The following is a 14,809-nucleotide window of genomic DNA, read 5'->3' as shown; positions in this document are numbered from 1 at the left end:
CGTCAGCCGGCGGTCACCCCTTGACGTACCCGGCCAGCAGGTCCGCCAGTTCCTTCGGCCTGCTGAGCGCGACGCAGTGACCGCCGCCGATCTCGTCGGGCGTGATGCCGAGGCGCGCTCGTGCGAGGTCGCGGAAGAACTCGGGCGGGAAGAAATGGTCGTCCTTGCAGATGATGAACTTCGTGGGTACGTTCGGCCAGGCCGGGAGCGGCCAGGGCTCGTTGCCCGCCCGGGAGGATTCCTCCCGCTCCCTGCGCATGGACTCCTCGGCCAGGCCGCGCGGAACGTCGTGGTAGAAGCTCTCGAAGGGGTCCTCGATGGCCGCCAGGCCCGCCGTTTCACGGGCTTCGTTGCAGCCTGTCGTCTCCCACCAGTCGTCCGGCCGTTCGCCCGGCGCCGGGATCATTCCGGCCAGCAGGACCAGCACGCCGGCCCGGAGCCGCTCGGCCACCAGCGGCGCGGTGAAGGCTCCGTAGGAATGTCCGACGACGACCAGGGGATTCTGCCTCTCGCCGACGGCCTCGACGACCGCATCGGCGTAGTCGCCGAGCCCCGCTGACGGCTGGTCCGACGGCAGGTCCGGGGCGACGGTCTCGTGGCCCCGGGCGCGCAGCTCGGCTTCGAGGAGATGCCAGGCCCAGCCGCTGTCGCCGCCGCCGTGGATGAGTACGAAGGTTGCCATTCCCCATGTATAGCTCGGGAGTTGGGCCGTTTCGACCCGTACGTCAGGACGCCTCGCCGAACGCCGCCAGCTGGGTCTTCTGGAGCCAGCCGCGGAACAGCAGGGCCACCGGTGCGGCGGGGACTCCGCCCCTGTCTTCGGGGCCCGCCACCGACGCCAGCCAGGCCGGCATGAAGCGCAGGGTCCAGCCCGGTGCCGTCTTGCGCATGTGTGTTCCGTACTGCTTCCAGAGGCGGTCGCCCAGGGCCGGGGCCAGGCGGCCGAGGAGTTCCTCCTCCTCGTCCGTTGTGTGGCGGGCGAGGTGATCGCGTACCTCCACCGTGCGTTTCGCCACCTCCGCGGCCGCCTCGGAGTCCGTTCCCAGGCGTTCGCAGGCCTGGTGCCAGGCGTGCAGCAGGTCCGTCAGCTCCTCGTGCTCGGTGACCATCAGGGCCAGCGCCGAATCGTCCGCGCCGAGTTCGCGCAGGCGGGGCCAGAGGAACGTGTCCTCGCCCTCGTGGTGGTGCTCGATCACTTGGTAGATCTTGTCGCTGTAGTCCCGCAGGGCCGCGGCGCGCGCGGGGTCCGCCGACCGGGTCAGGCTGTCCGCCGAGCTCGCGATGCGGTCCAGGTCCCGCACCATGGCCCGGTGCGCAAGCACCATGGTCTGGTGTCCCTTGGGCAGAGAGGCGATGGGCTGGTTCCGGTTCATCATTCGAATCCTTGGGGGAAGGGGTGGACGGGGTAGAACACGAGGCGGCGAGAGCAGCGCAGTCGTGGCCATCCTGCCTTGGTATGGGGCGACTTGGGACGGAATCGGCAGATCTCGGTGGCCCGCGGCTTGGCGGCTCGCGGCTTGGTGGCCCACGGCTTGGCGGCTCGCGGCTTGGTGGTCAGCGCCGTCGCAGCTCTTCCGTCAGCGCCGTCGTCAGCCGTTCGACGTCCGCCGCCGTCCCCACCGAGATGCGCAGCTTCCCCGGCAGGCCGAACGCCGTCAGGTCCCTGACCAGGATCCGGTGTTCCGTCGCCAGGCGGGCCGCCAGGTCGGGGTGGCCGTCCGGGGTCGTCAGGAAGACGAAGTTGGTGACCGAGGGGACGTAATCCACGCCCAGGGCCTCCAGGGATGTGCAGAGCAGGTCGCGTGCCTCGCGGTTCGCCTCGCGGACCCGGTCTACGTACTCGGGGCGTGCCAGGGCGCTCAGCACCGCCCGCTGCGCCGACCGCGTGACGTTGAACGGCAGTGCCGATCCTGTTTGCTTGATGCGGGCCACCAAGTCGCTCGGGCCCATCACCACGCCCACCCGTACCGACGCCAGGCCCCATGCCTTGGAGAACGTCCGGGTCACCAGGATCCGGCGGCCCGACCGGACCGCGGCCAGGGCGATGTCGTGCTCGGGGCCCGCGAAGTCCATGTATGCCTCGTCCAGGACGAGTACCGAGCCCGTCTCCTCGGCCGTGTCGATCAGGTGGGTGATGTCGGCCCCCGAGAGGGCCGTGCCCGTCGGATTGAGCGGGTTGCAGACCCAGGCCAGGTCCACGCCGTCGCGCAGTGCGGCGGCGATCCCCTCGGCCGGCACCGACGCGTCCCGCAGGGGCACGGTGCGCGGCTCGGCGCCCACCGACCTCGCCGAGAGGAGATACCCGGGGAAGGTCGTTTCGGTGACGGCCACCGAGGACCCGGGCGAGCGCAGGAACGTCATGGAGGTGAGGAGGACCAGTTCGTCGGTGCCGTTGCCGACAGCGACGTTGTCGACGGGTACGTCGAAGTGGGCCGCCAGTGCCGCGAGCAGCTCTCGGCACTCGCTGTCGGGGTAGCAGTTGAGGTGGTTGTCCGCCTCGTTGTGCACCGCGGCTATCGCGCCCGGCGGCGGGCCGTACGGGTTCTCGTTGAGGTGCAGCCGCAGATGGTCCTCGCGGCCGATGACCTCCGTGTCGGAGAAGTAGTCCGTGGGCAGTAACTGGCTCTGGCTCATGGTGTGTTCTTTCCTTTCCCGGCCCGCGTCAGCCCAGCCGCACACGGGAGATGATCTTTAGGCGTGACATGTCCCCCGTGAGCATCGAGCGGCAGCGGAACCGCTGGATCTTTCCGCTCGGCGTCCTGGGCAGGCAGCCGCGCTCGACGAAGACGCATTCGGACAGCGCGATCCCGGATTTCTCCCTGGCCAGTTCGGCGGCGCGGTCCGCGATCAGTTCGAAGTCGTCGCTCTTGCGGGCGGGTTCGAGGAGGAGGACCAGCTCGGAGGGGCCCGCACCAGCCACGCCGGCGCCCGTACCCGCCACGTCCACCAGTGCCGAGCAGCCCTTGCGCACAGGGCCCAGCGCCTCGACCGCCGCCTCGATCTCGCTCGTATAGACATTGCGGCCGCCGACGGAGACCAGATCGTCGGCGCGGCCCACGAAGTACACCTCTCCGTCGCGGACGAAACCGTGGTCCCCGGTGCGCAGCACTCCGTCACGGAAGCGCTCGGCGGTCCGCTCCGGGTCCGCGTGGTAGCCGGTGGCCAGGCTGGGCGATGTGACCAGGAGCTGCGAGACCTCTTCGGGGTGCTCCATCGTCACGCCGACGCCGGGCAGCGGCGCCCCGTTGGAGACGAGGCGGACCGCTCCTGGGTCGTCGTCGGCGAGGTCGACGATCTTGCCCTCGATGAGGGCGGACGCGTCGAAGCCGCGTACGCGGGGTGCGTCGGCCCACCCCGTCGCGCTGACGGCGAGCGTCGCCTCCGCCATGCCGTAGGCGGGCATGAAGGCGGACGGTGAGAGGCCGGATGCGGCGAAGGTGTCGCTCACACCGGCAAGCACCTCCGCGTCCACGCGCTCCGCGCCCACCACGCAGACCCGCAGGGCGAGTTCGCGGGGCAGGGCCGAGCGCCCCTGTGCCCGGGACGCGAGGTACAGCGCCGTGGTGGTGCCCCCGGTCATGGTCGCCCCGAACTCCGCCATGTCCCGGAACCACGAGCGGGGGGCCATGCCGAAGCGCTCGGGGGTGGAGAGTACGAAGTCGTAGTCGAAGGCCCAGGAGTAGAGCATCAGGCCGAAGACGCCCATGTCGTGCGAGAGCGGCATCCAGGAGGCGATGACCTCGGCGCCCGGCCTGCCGCCCGTCATGTCGAGGATCAGGCCCAACTGGGCGGCGATGGCGCGAGGAGTGAGGGTGCAGCCTTTCGCCCCGCCGGTGCTGCCCGACGAGTACTGGATGTACGCGACGTCGTCGAGGCCCGGCGGGCTCGGGTCGATGCGGCCCGGGCCGTGCAGCGCGGACCAGCTCAGTACGGGCAGGTCGGCGCGGAGCCCTTCGGGGACGAGGGGCTCGAGCTGCGCGTCCACCAGGACCAGCGTCGGGTCGAGGCGTGCGGTGAGGGATTCGAGCATGCGGCCGTACTCGCCCAGGGTCTGGCCCCGGGACGGCAGCGGCAGTGAGGCGACGGCGCCGCCCGCGAGCCAGACGGCGAGCAATCCTCGTACGCAGTCGGCGGAGTTGGTCAGGACGGTGGCGACGCGGGTGCCGGGGCGTACGCCGGCCGCCCGCAGTGTCGCGGCCATGCCGTGCGCGTCGGCGACGACCTCGCGCCAGGTGGTGCGGGCGTAGCGGTCGCCGTCCCAGTGGTGCAGCGCGCCGTGCGTCGATCCGTGGATCAGGGAGTCCCAGAGGCGTATGTGAGTGCGTATCTCAGTGTGCGTGTTGCCCATGGCCGTGATCACTCCACATCCACGAGAGAGAGGTCGCCGGTGCCTCCCGAGCGTTCCGCAAGGGGCACGATCTTCTGTTGTCCTGCCAGGAGTTCCTGTTCGCCGACGGCGCTGCCGCTGACCCGGCTGATCCCTGCCTCCCGCATCGTCATCCGCTCGGGGTCGATGCGGATGACCTTCCAGGCCAGGCCGGTCTTCTCCAGGCCCCAGATGAAGACGGCGCTGAGGTCGGCCTCGTACCACTTCATGCCGTGCCGTGCGGAACGGGGGAAGGCGTGGTGGTTGTTGTGCCAGGCCTCACCGAAGGACGGCAGGGCGAGCCAGGCGACGTTGCGGGACTCGTCGGTCGTGGAGAAGCGGCGGCGGCCGAAGTAGTGGCCGATCGAATTGACCGCGTACGTCACGTGGTTGATGAGGAAGATGCGGACGAGTCCGCCCCAGAGCATGCCGGTCAGAAATGCCTGGAGGGAGCCGCCGGACAGGGCGAAGGAGAGCAGGCCCGCCAGGACCACGCCCGCCGCGACGACAGCGGCGAAGTGCTCGCTCAGCCAGCGCAGGGGCTTCTCGCGCACCAGGTCCGGGCAGTAGCGCATGGGGTCGGACGCGAGGTTCTCGTCGAAGAGCCAGCCGAGGTGCGCGTGCCACATGCCGGCGATCGCGCCCTTGAAGCCCGGTTCGAAGTCCAGGTGCGGGCTGTGCGGGTCGCCCTCCTTGTCGGCGACCCGGTGGTGCTTGCGGTGGTGCGATGCCCAGATGATCGGCGGGCCCTGCCCGGCGAGGACTCCGGCCGTGGCAAGGGCGACCCGGATCGGCCCGCGCGTCTCGAACGCGCGGTGGGTGAGCAGCCGGTGGTAGCCGACGGATATCCCCAGGCCCGAGATGGCGTACATGACCACGAGGACCACCAGGTCGGTCCAGGCGAAGACGCTGTTCCACAGCAGGACCATGGCGGCGGGCAGCGCGATCAGCGGAATGACGGATGCCGCGAGCACGAACCAACGGTGTTCTTTGCCGTTCATTTCTCCTCTTCCCTTCTTCCCGCGGCGACACTTCCCGCGGCGACGGCCCGGTTGAGCCGGTCCATCCGGGTGGCGAGCGTCATCCGCCCTTCGAGACGGAAGGCAGGAGGCTGCCGCCCGTCGATGTCGCTGAAGCCGTACTCGGCGGCGAGGTCACCGGTGGAGACGACCTGCCCGGAGCGCTCCAACACCTTTGGATCGGCGGCCAGTTCGACGACCGCTCGGCCCACGTACTCGGGCGAGTGGACCACCGCCGCGGGCCCGGATCCGAGTGCCTCCCAGGCGGCCTCGACGCGCTCGGTGCGGACGAAGCCGGGGTGCAGGGAGAGCGCCGCGACGGCGTGCTTGCGCAGGTCGGCGGCGAAGGCCCGGCTGAGCCTGTCGGACGCCGACTTGAAGACGTCGTACGCCGCCTGGCCCAGGTAGATGTCACCGTCGGTGAATCCGATGCCGACGATCAGTCCCGCACGCTGCGGCAGCATCAGTCCGGCCAGGACCCGCGTGACGTCGTACTGGGCGCGCAGGGAGCCGTCGCACAGGTCGTAGCGCCACATGGGCTGGTCCCAGAACGGGGCGTCGAAGCGGACCTCGCCGGACCGTTCGTAGCCGCCCCAGGCGTTGTTCACAAGGAGGTCGAGGCGGCCGTGGCGCTCCCGGATCAGGTCCGCGAGTGCCTGGTTGTCCGACGGCGACGTGTGGTCGCAGCGCACGGCGATGCCGGTGCCCGAGCGGGCGGTGACCTCGTCGGCGGTGTCGTCGACGGTGCCGGGCAGGTCTTCGGTGCGGCCTTCGGAGCGGGTGCTGCGGCCGGTGACGTAGACCGTCGCGCCCGCGCTGCCCAGGGCGAGCGCGATGCCGCGGCCCACTCCCCTGCTTGCGCCGGTGACCACCGCGATCTTCCCGTCGAGCCGGGGCGGCTTCCAGTCCTGGTTCACGTCCTGGTTCACGCTGCTGTCCTTTCGGGACTACGGGACTACGGGACTACGGGACTAACCGAGGTGGGTGGATGCGTACTCGAGCGTCCGCCGGTACGCGTCGGTGTCGGCGACGGGGGCGAGGCCGTGGCGTTCGCTCAGCTCGGGCAGCGAAGTCGGCAGCACGCCGCCGCTGCACCGCGTCGTCTCGCTGACGTCGCGCAGGACCGTCAGGTACGACCGGGCAAGCGGCGGCAGTTCGCGCAGCCGGTCCGGGTCGATGCCGTCCGGGTCGACGACCGGCGGCGGGGTCAGGGCCCGTCCGAGGTTCGCGGCGTGCTTGGCGCACACCTCGAGCGCCGCCGTCATGTCCATGGCCCGATCGCCGTACGTGACCCAGAACTCGCCCTGGTCATCCCCTAGTTGGACGGCTCCGAGCACCGCCTTGGCGAGCAGGTCCTGCGGTACGACGTCGATGCGGTTGCCTTCGTGGACGGGGATGAAGGGCGCGCGCCCGCGGCAGATCCAGTCCGACATCAGCTGCACGATCTGGCCGCGCGACGTCCAGCCGGTCAGCGAGTCGCCGATGAGGTTCGTGGGGCGGAACACGGTGTGCGGGAGACCGCTGTCGCGCAGGAGTTGTTCCGCGCGCAGCTTGGAGCGGACATAGTTCGCCGTTACGTTGTCTGCGCCGAGCCGGTGCGGGGCGTTCACCGCGAGTGCCGCGACGAACGCCGTGCTCATGAAGTGGACGGTCGCCCCGGCGCGCAGGGCGAAGTCGGCCACCTGCCGGGTGCCTTCGACGTTGACCGGCAGATAGCGGTCGGCCGGCAGGCCCCATTCGGTGAGCCCCGCCGAGTGGATGACGGTGTCCACCTCGCGGGCCAGCGCCGCGTGGCTCTCCTCGTCGAGGCCGAAGCGGTCCCGGGAGAGGTCGCCGTGCACCACGGCGTCGCCTCCTTCGGGCACCCCGGCGGACGCGTCCCGGCAGAGGGCGATGATCCGGACGTCGCCGCTCCGCGCCTCGCGCAGAACGGCCTGGCCCACCACCCCGGAGGCTCCGGTCAGCAGGACGGTTCGGCGCACGCTCATGCTCTCGACTCCTTCCACTGCAAAAGGCGGGTGGTGGCGCGGGCGCCCGCGTAGAGCAGCGGCTCGGGCGGGTAGGTGCGCTGCCCGCGCCGTGCGTCGTCCACGTACAGGAGCCGGGTCCAGTCGGTGTCCTTGCCGAGCACCAGGTCCCGCAGGACCTTGCCGCCGGTGTGCGTTGCGGCGATGCCGTTGCCACAGAAGCCGTATCCGTAAAGGATGTTGCCGCCGGGCAGCGAGCCGAAGTGCGGGGCGTAGTCGCGGGTCATGTCGATGACGCCGCCATAGGCGTAGCGGAACGCGACGTCGTGCCACATCGGGAAGAACCGGTGGAACTCGCGGAGCAGTTCGCGGTAGACGCGCGGCTCGTACATACGGTGCTCGCTCATGTCGCGGCCGTAGAAGTAGAGCGGGGTGCCGCCCGCCCACAGCAGCCGGTTGTCGGCGGTGAACCGGGCGCAGGTGAGCATGGTCTTCGCCTCGACCAGGCCCTCGCGTCCCGCCCAGTCGATACGGCCCAGCTGCGCGTCGGTGAGGGGATCGCTCACCATCGCGTAACTCCACACGGGCACGGTCCTGCCGCGGAACTGCCGGAAGGTGAACTGCCGTGCGTTGGCGGCGACCACCACCTTGTCCGCGGTGATCCTGCCGCCCGGGGTGACGACGGTGGGGCGGACACCGGGCTCGACCCGCAGGGCCGGGGTGCCGTCGTGGATCGTGATGCCCCGCTCCTTGGCCACGCGTGCCAGACCGCGGGCCAGCTTGAAGGGGTTGACCTGGGCGCCACCGGTCCGCAGGGCGCCCAGGATCGCGGGTGAGCCGATGAACTCCCGCGCCTGGGCCGCGGTCAGGATCTCGGGTTGTGCGCGCCCCGCGATCTCGGCGGCCAACTCCCGGTCCTCGCACAGTCGTTTGAGCTGGCCGGGGTCGGTGGCGACCATCAGGTAGTCGTTGGCCTCGTACTCGGCGTCGATCTTGTTGCGCCGGGTGAAGCGGCCGATCTCCAGGATCGACCTGCCGACGGCCTGGGACGCCTCCAGGGTGCGCCGGGTGCCGAACTCCTTGACCAGGGCCCGGATGTCCTTGCCGACGGTCGGCGTGACGAAGCCGTCCGCACGGCCCGACGCCCCGTGGCCTGAGTGCTCGGCCTCGACGATACGGATGTCGAGCGCGGGCTCGGCCTCCTGGAGGAAGAGCGCGGTCCACAGGCCCGTGTAACCGCCGCCGATGATGCAGACGTCGCATTCGGCGTCCTGCCGCAATGGCGGTTCGGGCGTGACGTGTTCGGTCTCGTGCCAGTAGACGACGTGTTTCGGGGAGCTGGGCAGCTGTGTCGGAGGGGCGCTCATCTAACGCCCCTTTTCGAGAATGATCCGTGCGAGGCCCAGGTGGCGATTGCGGAAGTGCCTGACGCTCGCGCCCAGATACCGCTCGTAGTTCGCGACGTTCTCCTCGCCCGCGCTCCGCACGGCCTGTTCCCGGTTCTCGGTGAGCCGACGCAGCCATTCCGCGCACGTACGGCTGTAGTGGTCCGGGTCGTTGCGCAGGGAGACGACGTCGAAGAGTTTCTCGCCGGCCTCGATCACCTCGGAGAGCGCCGGTATCTCGGACTCCGGGAAAATCGTCTCGATGATGAACATCAGCTCACGCACGGTGGCCTTGTCCATCACGGTGTTGTTGCCCTTGATGTTGGTCTGCAGCGCGATCCGGCCCCGGGGCGGCAGCCAGGCATAGCAGCGTTCGAAGAATTCGCGGTACGCCGCGATGCGGGCGGCACGGGAAAGCCCGGTCTTCGCGAAGTGCTCGAACGCGCCGATGGAGATGATCGCGTCGTAGCCGCCGTCCGGCTGGTGGTCCAGCCAGTTCTCCACCCGCAGCTCGGTGTTGGGCAGTCCGGCCGCGCGGATCAGATCGGCCTGGCTGTCGCTGAGGGTGAGACCCACGGCATGCTCCACGCCGTAGATCTGCACAAGACGCTTCAGCAGGCTTCCCCAGCCGCAGCCCACGTCGAGCACGCGGCGTGCGCCGACGGCACGCGCCCCTTCGATGAGGTGGTCGAGCTTGCGGGCCTGGGCGCCTTCCAGGGTCTCGCGCACGCCGCCTGACCCATCGGTGTCGGCGTCCTCCCACAGCGCACAGGTGTACGTGAGGGAGTCGTCGAGCCACAGACCGTAGAAGTCGTTCGAGATGTCGTAGTGATGCCTGATGGCCTCGGCGGTGGCCCCTGGATTCATGGCGATCAGGCCCCGGCGCGGGCGGCCCTGGCAGCCGTGACGAGTTCCACGAGGTCCCCGACGGTCTTCACATTGGCGGCGTCGGCGGAGTCGAGTTCGATGCCCGCGTCGTCCTCGATCGTGTAGACGATGTCGGCGATCTGCAGGCTCGAGAGACCCACGGAGTCGAAGACCGTGTCCGCGTCGAGCGTCACCGCCGCGGCCTTGCTTCCCAGCTTCTTCTCGATGAGCCGGCACACCGTGTCAACTGTGATCACGGGAATTCCCCTTCTCTGGTGGGCTTCCTGGGCCTCGTGACTGAGACACCTCCTCATCCAAGGCACCGGCCGTGCGGAGCGCATGACAGCCCGCCTGGCACATTCCTGCCACGGCTCCCGGCAGGCCCTCTGGCAGAGACATGTCTCTGGCCCGCCCGCTCCGTACGCCCTTCAAATAGCGCCATGGCGGCATTACTTAAGGAGGGGCGACCATGAACGGCACTTACCGCGTGGTCGACTTCATCGTGGACTTCCTGGTCCATCACGAAGTCCGGCACGTCTTCGGGGTCGATGGCGCCAACATCGAGGATCTGTACGACGCGATCAACGACTCGGGTACCGCAGTGCGGGGCGTGGTCGCCAAGCACGAGTTCTCCGCGGCGACCATGGCCGACGGCTACCACCGCTCATCGCAGCGGATCGCCGCGGTCGCCACCACGTCCGGCGCGGGCGCCATGAACCTGGTGCCCGGCCTTGCCGAGCTGAGGGCGTCGTACGTACCGGCTCTCGTGCTCGTCGGGCAGCCGCCGGCCGCGCTCGACGGGCACGGGTCGTTCCAGGAGACCAGCGGCCGGGCCTCGACGATCGACGCGGTACGTCTCTTCTCCGAGCTCGGCGTCTTCTGTGCCCGGGTCGACGACCCGCGGGCCATCACCGAGCTGCTGCCCCGCGCCCTGGCGGCGGCGACCGACGCCGCGGCCCCCGGGCCCGCGGTACTGCTGCTCCCCAAGGATGTGCAGCAGGCCGCGCTGTCCCGTGCGGATCTTTCGGCACCGGCCGCCGCGACGCACGGGCGGTCGGCGGCCTCCGGCACTGAACTCACGCGGGCCGCCGAGGTGTTGCGTTCGGCGGCCGAGCGGGACGGGGTCGTGATCGTCGCGGGTGAGGGCGTGGCCCGTGCCGACGCCCGGGACGGCCTGGCGCGGCTCGCCGAGGTGCTGGGCGCGCCGGTCGCGGTGGCCCCGGACGCCAGGGACGTGTTCGACGAGACCGGCCCGCTGAGCCTGGGGGTGGTCGGACCGCTGGGCCGCCCCGAGGTCAGGGAGCGGGTGGAGCGGGCATCGGCGGTCGTCCTGGCCGGCACCCGGCTGCCGCAGATGGCGGGGGGCGGCCTTCGGGACCATCTGAAGAGCGTCCCGGTGATCGTCATCGACGGCCGCGAGCCGTTCCTGCACGAGAGCGGCGAGCTGCTCCGGCTCACTGGGCCGCTGAGCGCCGAACTGGCCGCGCTCACCGCACTGTTGGAGGCTGCCGGCTCGACACCGCCACCGCTCACCGGGGTGGGCCGCGCCCCCGCACCATCCCCCAGTGACGGCCCCCTGACCATGCAGGACGTCTCACTGACCGTCGCCTCCGTGCTGCCCGAAGGCGCCACCGTGGTGTCCGACGCGGGCAACACCGGAACCTCCGTCCTGAACACCATCGGCACCCCTGCCGGCGGCCGGTACATCCTGGCGCTCGGCATGGGAGGCATGGGGCACAGCTTCGGTGCCGGGATCGGGGCGGCGTTCGCCACCGGGCGGCGCAGCTACGTCCTGGCCGGTGACGGGGCGTTCCTGATGCACGGCATGGAGGTCCACACGGCGGTCGAGCACGATCTGCCCGTCACCTTCGTGATCTACAACAACAACGCCCACGGCGCCTGCTATGTGCGCGAACTCCTCTTCTACTCCGGCGAGTACACGTACAACGCCTTCCGTCCCGCGTGGATCGCCGAGGGCATCGCCGCGATGTTCCCCGGCCTCGACGCGGTGAGCGCGGGCACCACACAAGAGCTGCGCGCGGCACTGCTGCGCGCCCGTGACACCGGGTCGCCGTCGCTGATCTGCGTCGACGTCCCGCTCTCCGAAATACCTCAGTACCAGCCCTTCCAGGACCGCATCCGGGCCCGCGCGAAGGAACTCAACCCCAACGAGAACCCCAACGAAGGAGTCGCATCATGACCACGTCCGCCTATGTCCCGCCGCCCGCCATCCCGCCGGCCATCGCGGACGTCCCCGGCCTGCTGCGCTGGGAGACGAACTCCCGCGAGGAGGCCTTCGCGCTCGCCGAGGAGATCACCAAGGAGTCGTACACGTACGACGAGGTGTACGGCGACTACTGCACGGTGCACCAGTACATCGACGCCCCGCCCCGCGCCGTCTACGACTACCTCACCGATGTGCGCAGCCTCAACGAATACACGTACAGCACACGGGACTTCGCCCCCACGGACACCCCCGGCCTCTACGTCGGCCGGGACACCCTCCTGGACGACGAGACCAAGATCTATCTGCGGATCGACGGCGACCCCAAGGCGCTCACCGTCGACATGCGCGCCGCCTGGGACCAGGGCCAGGAGCTGTGGATGAACTATCTGCACCGCATCGTTCCCGCGGAGCCCGTCCTCGGGAAGTCCGGCACGGTCCTGATCTGGACCAACTGCCGTCACCCGTACTACGACAAGAACCCGAACCCGGAGCTTGCCTCCACCCCGGAGCGCCCCTGGGTGGGCGACCTGTGGGGGCTCTTCTACGCCGGGCACAAGCTGGAGGCGGACAACCTGAAGAAGATTCTGGAGCACCGATACGGGGGTTCCGCGTGAGGACGGTCAGCCTGCTCGACCTCGCCTCCTATCTGCCCGGAGAGCCGGTGGATGCGGACTACTTCCTGGAGGTCCAGGACGGTACGTCGCACCAGTGGGGCCACCCGATGTTCAAGGCCCCGCGCCACCGGCACCACGTCTCGCGGGACGAGACGCCCGCGGACATGATCGAGAAGGCGGGGCGCACCCTGCTCGACCGCATCGGACCCGACGAAGCCCGCGGCATCGACGTAGTGATCACGAATGTGCTGCTTCCCGAGGTGTTCTTCAGCGGCGCGGGCGCGGAGGTCGCCCACCGGCTCGGGATCAAGGCCGACTGGGTGATCGACGCGCACAACGGAGGCTGCGCGTCGTTCGTCCACATGCTGCGCATCGCCCGGGCCCTGATCGGGTCCGGGCAGGCACGCTCGGCGCTGCTGTGCAATGTGCAGAACTGTGCGGGCACCATCATGACCCAGCCCGACGTGCGCAGGCTCCCGGAGTCGGTGGTGCCGGGCGACGGCTGCGCCGTGGCCTATGTGGCCGCGTCCGACGAGTCGCCGATCCTCGGCGTCGAGACCCTCAACAACGGGCAGTACACCGCCGATTGCACGCTGACGCTCGACGACGGGCGCAAGTACTGGGAGCCGGGTACGAGCCAGGTGCACACCGGGTTCACCCCCGGCCGGATCGCCGACATCCTGGAGCGCGGCAACCGCCTCGTCCCCGAGGCGGTCGGCAAGGTCTGCGACAGCCTCGGGCTCAAGACCTCCGAGCTGGATCTGCTGATCACCAATCAGCCGAACCGGGTGTTCCTCAAGCAGTGGCAGGAGCGGCTCTCCATCGACGCGGAGCGGCACCTGGACACCTTCGACCGGTTCGGCAACCTCTTCGGTGCCGCCGTGCCGATCACGCTCGACCACGCGGTCCGTGAGGGCCGCGTCAAGGACGGCAGCCTGCTGATCCTTGCGGGCTTCGCGCACGCCGGCGACTTCGCGGGTGCGGCGGCAGTCAGGTGGCGCGCCAAGGCCGCGTCGTTGAACTAGCCGTCCCGTCACCAAAGCCCTCCGCCCCGGCTCTATGAGCCGGGGCGGAGGGCTTTGGTGCGGTCGACGGGTCAATCCCACTCGACGGGCAGCTGCAGCGGGCCGTGGAACGAGGCGTTGGGCGGGTACGTGAAGGTGGTACCCGGGGCCAGCCGGAGACCTGGGAGGCGCCGGGTCAGCTCCTCCAGGATGATCCGCATCTCCAGGCGAGCAAGCGGTGCGCCGAGGCACGCGTGGCTGCCGATGCCGAAGCTCAAGTGCCGCTTGGCATTGGGGCGGTGGATGTCGAAGCGCTCCGGGTCCGGGAAGACGTCCGCGTCGTGGTTGCCGGATCCGATCATGAGCAGGACCGGGCTCTGTGCGGGGATGTCGACGCCGCCGAGCGTGACGGCGGTGTTCGTGCGCCGGCGCCAGCACAGGACCGAGGTCGAGTGGCGCAGGGACTCCTCGACCGCGTTGGGCACGGCCGACGGGTCGGCGCACAGCGCGGCCCACGCGTCCCGCTGTGTCAGCAGGCACTTGAGGGCGTTGGCGGTGGCGTTGGTGGTGGTCTCGTGCGCGGCGACGAGACCGCTCATCATCATGTTCTGCAGCTGGTTGTCGCTGATGACGTCGGGGTGTTCGCGCTGCATCTCGATGGCGTGCGGGATCCATCCCGTGCCCTTCTCGCGCCGCAGCAGGTCCACGAGTTCACCGGCGAGGGTCCACCAGCGGCCCACCTGGTCGGCGATCTCCATCTGGTGCTCGCCGGTCGGGCGGCCCCAGGTGAACAGGCCCATCTTCACGGCATAGCCGCGGGCCTGTGCCACGTACTCGTCGGGGACACCGGCGACCAGCAGGCCGACGACCGCGGGGACCTCCCACACCAGGTCCTGGATCAGATCAGCGCGCCCGCGGTCGGCGAACGCGTCGATGTATCCGGTGACCAGGGCCCGGATCCGGCCTTCGAGCGGCTCGATCTCGGGGGCGGCGAGGGGCGGGGCGAGCAGCTTCCTTCGTGGCAGGTGCCGGGGCGGGTCCTCGTTGACGAGGACGGGCCCCGGGGCGAAGCCGTAGCCGTTCAGGAGTTCGCGGGCCTCGGTGCCGAGCGGGGTGATCGGGTCGAGCGCGTTGGCCGCGGAGAAGCGGCGGCTGTCGTGCAGCGCCGCCTTGATGTCGTGATAACGGGTCACCACCCACATGTCCAACAGCGGGGAGTGGAAGACGGGTTGGTGGCGGCGGGCCTCGGCGAGCGCGGCCGGCGGGTCCTGCTGGTAGGCGTCGCCGAACGGGTCGAACCGCTCGGCGACGCCCGCCCCCGTCCCTCCTGCCATGCCCGTAACAGGGCAGCGGCCGCCGC

The 14,809-nt window shown here is 70.1% G+C and carries 14 protein-coding genes; 3 read left to right on the top strand and 11 right to left on the bottom strand.

Annotated features, from left to right (window positions below):
* Window positions 1–13: 13 nt before the first annotated feature.
* From AB0O76_RS02090 to AB0O76_RS02045, 10 genes are all read right to left on the bottom strand, one after another.
* The gene (locus AB0O76_RS02090; protein WP_365484118.1) at window positions 14–682 is read right to left on the bottom strand and encodes an alpha/beta hydrolase; all 669 of its coding nucleotides are present in this window, start codon (window positions 680–682) and stop codon (window positions 14–16) included.
* 43 nt (window positions 683–725) lie between these two features.
* On the bottom strand, window positions 726–1,373 hold the full coding sequence (locus AB0O76_RS02085; RefSeq protein ID WP_365484115.1) for a hemerythrin domain-containing protein: 648 nt from the start codon (window positions 1,371–1,373) through the stop codon (window positions 726–728).
* A gap of 181 nt (window positions 1,374–1,554) precedes the next feature.
* Window positions 1,555–2,634 carry a histidinol-phosphate transaminase gene (locus AB0O76_RS02080; RefSeq protein WP_365484112.1) on the bottom strand — a complete coding sequence of 360 codons (1,080 nt, stop codon included), beginning with the start codon at window positions 2,632–2,634 and terminating at the stop codon, window positions 1,555–1,557.
* Window positions 2,635–2,662: 28 nt separating this feature from the next.
* A complete protein-coding gene (locus AB0O76_RS02075) occupies window positions 2,663–4,348 on the bottom strand; it encodes an AMP-binding protein (protein ID WP_365484109.1) in 1,686 nt (561 codons plus the stop codon).
* 8 nt (window positions 4,349–4,356) lie between these two features.
* Window positions 4,357–5,367 (bottom strand): acyl-CoA desaturase, encoded by a 1,011-nt coding sequence (locus AB0O76_RS02070; protein WP_365484106.1) that lies wholly within the window; start codon window positions 5,365–5,367, stop codon window positions 4,357–4,359.
* Entirely contained in the window at window positions 5,364–6,314 is a 951-nt protein-coding gene (locus AB0O76_RS02065; protein WP_365484103.1) for an SDR family NAD(P)-dependent oxidoreductase, read from the bottom strand. Before AB0O76_RS02065 ends, AB0O76_RS02070 begins: the two co-directional genes overlap by 4 nt.
* A gap of 42 nt (window positions 6,315–6,356) precedes the next feature.
* Entirely contained in the window at window positions 6,357–7,373 is a 1,017-nt protein-coding gene (locus tag AB0O76_RS02060) for an SDR family oxidoreductase (protein ID WP_365484100.1), read from the bottom strand.
* The gene (locus tag AB0O76_RS02055; protein ID WP_365484097.1) at window positions 7,370–8,719 is read right to left on the bottom strand and encodes an FAD-binding oxidoreductase; all 1,350 of its coding nucleotides are present in this window, start codon (window positions 8,717–8,719) and stop codon (window positions 7,370–7,372) included. Before AB0O76_RS02055 ends, AB0O76_RS02060 begins: the two co-directional genes overlap by 4 nt.
* Window positions 8,720–9,604: a cyclopropane-fatty-acyl-phospholipid synthase family protein gene (locus tag AB0O76_RS02050; protein WP_365484094.1), complete on the bottom strand. Its 885-nt coding sequence runs from the start codon at window positions 9,602–9,604 to the stop codon at window positions 8,720–8,722.
* 5 nt (window positions 9,605–9,609) lie between these two features.
* The gene (locus AB0O76_RS02045; protein ID WP_365484091.1) at window positions 9,610–9,861 is read right to left on the bottom strand and encodes a phosphopantetheine-binding protein; all 252 of its coding nucleotides are present in this window, start codon (window positions 9,859–9,861) and stop codon (window positions 9,610–9,612) included.
* A gap of 212 nt (window positions 9,862–10,073) precedes the next feature.
* On the opposite strand from AB0O76_RS02045, the gene AB0O76_RS02040 reads away from it, so the two are divergent.
* Genes AB0O76_RS02040 through AB0O76_RS02030 form a run of 3 tightly spaced genes read left to right on the top strand, consistent with a single transcriptional unit; the run spans window position 10,074 to window position 13,470 of the window.
* A complete protein-coding gene (locus AB0O76_RS02040; RefSeq protein WP_365484089.1) occupies window positions 10,074–11,804 on the top strand; it encodes a thiamine pyrophosphate-binding protein in 1,731 nt (576 codons plus the stop codon).
* Entirely contained in the window at window positions 11,801–12,445 is a 645-nt protein-coding gene (locus AB0O76_RS02035; RefSeq protein ID WP_360765591.1) for an SRPBCC family protein, read from the top strand. Before AB0O76_RS02040 ends, AB0O76_RS02035 begins: the two co-directional genes overlap by 4 nt.
* The gene (locus tag AB0O76_RS02030; protein ID WP_365484086.1) at window positions 12,442–13,470 is read left to right on the top strand and encodes a 3-oxoacyl-[acyl-carrier-protein] synthase III C-terminal domain-containing protein; all 1,029 of its coding nucleotides are present in this window, start codon (window positions 12,442–12,444) and stop codon (window positions 13,468–13,470) included. The genes AB0O76_RS02035 and AB0O76_RS02030 overlap by 4 nt, the downstream gene beginning before the upstream one ends.
* A gap of 71 nt (window positions 13,471–13,541) precedes the next feature.
* On the opposite strand, the gene AB0O76_RS02025 is transcribed toward AB0O76_RS02030, so the two are convergent.
* Window positions 13,542–14,783: a cytochrome P450 gene (locus AB0O76_RS02025; RefSeq protein ID WP_365484083.1), complete on the bottom strand. Its 1,242-nt coding sequence runs from the start codon at window positions 14,781–14,783 to the stop codon at window positions 13,542–13,544.
* Window positions 14,784–14,809 lie beyond the last annotated feature (26 nt).

Origin of the sequence: Streptomyces sp. NPDC086554 (assembly GCF_040686095.1) — a bacterium.
Lineage (GTDB): Bacteria > Actinomycetota > Actinomycetes > Streptomycetales > Streptomycetaceae > Streptomyces.
Note: the sequence above shows the minus strand (reverse complement) of the source record. Positions and strands in the feature narration are given on the sequence as shown.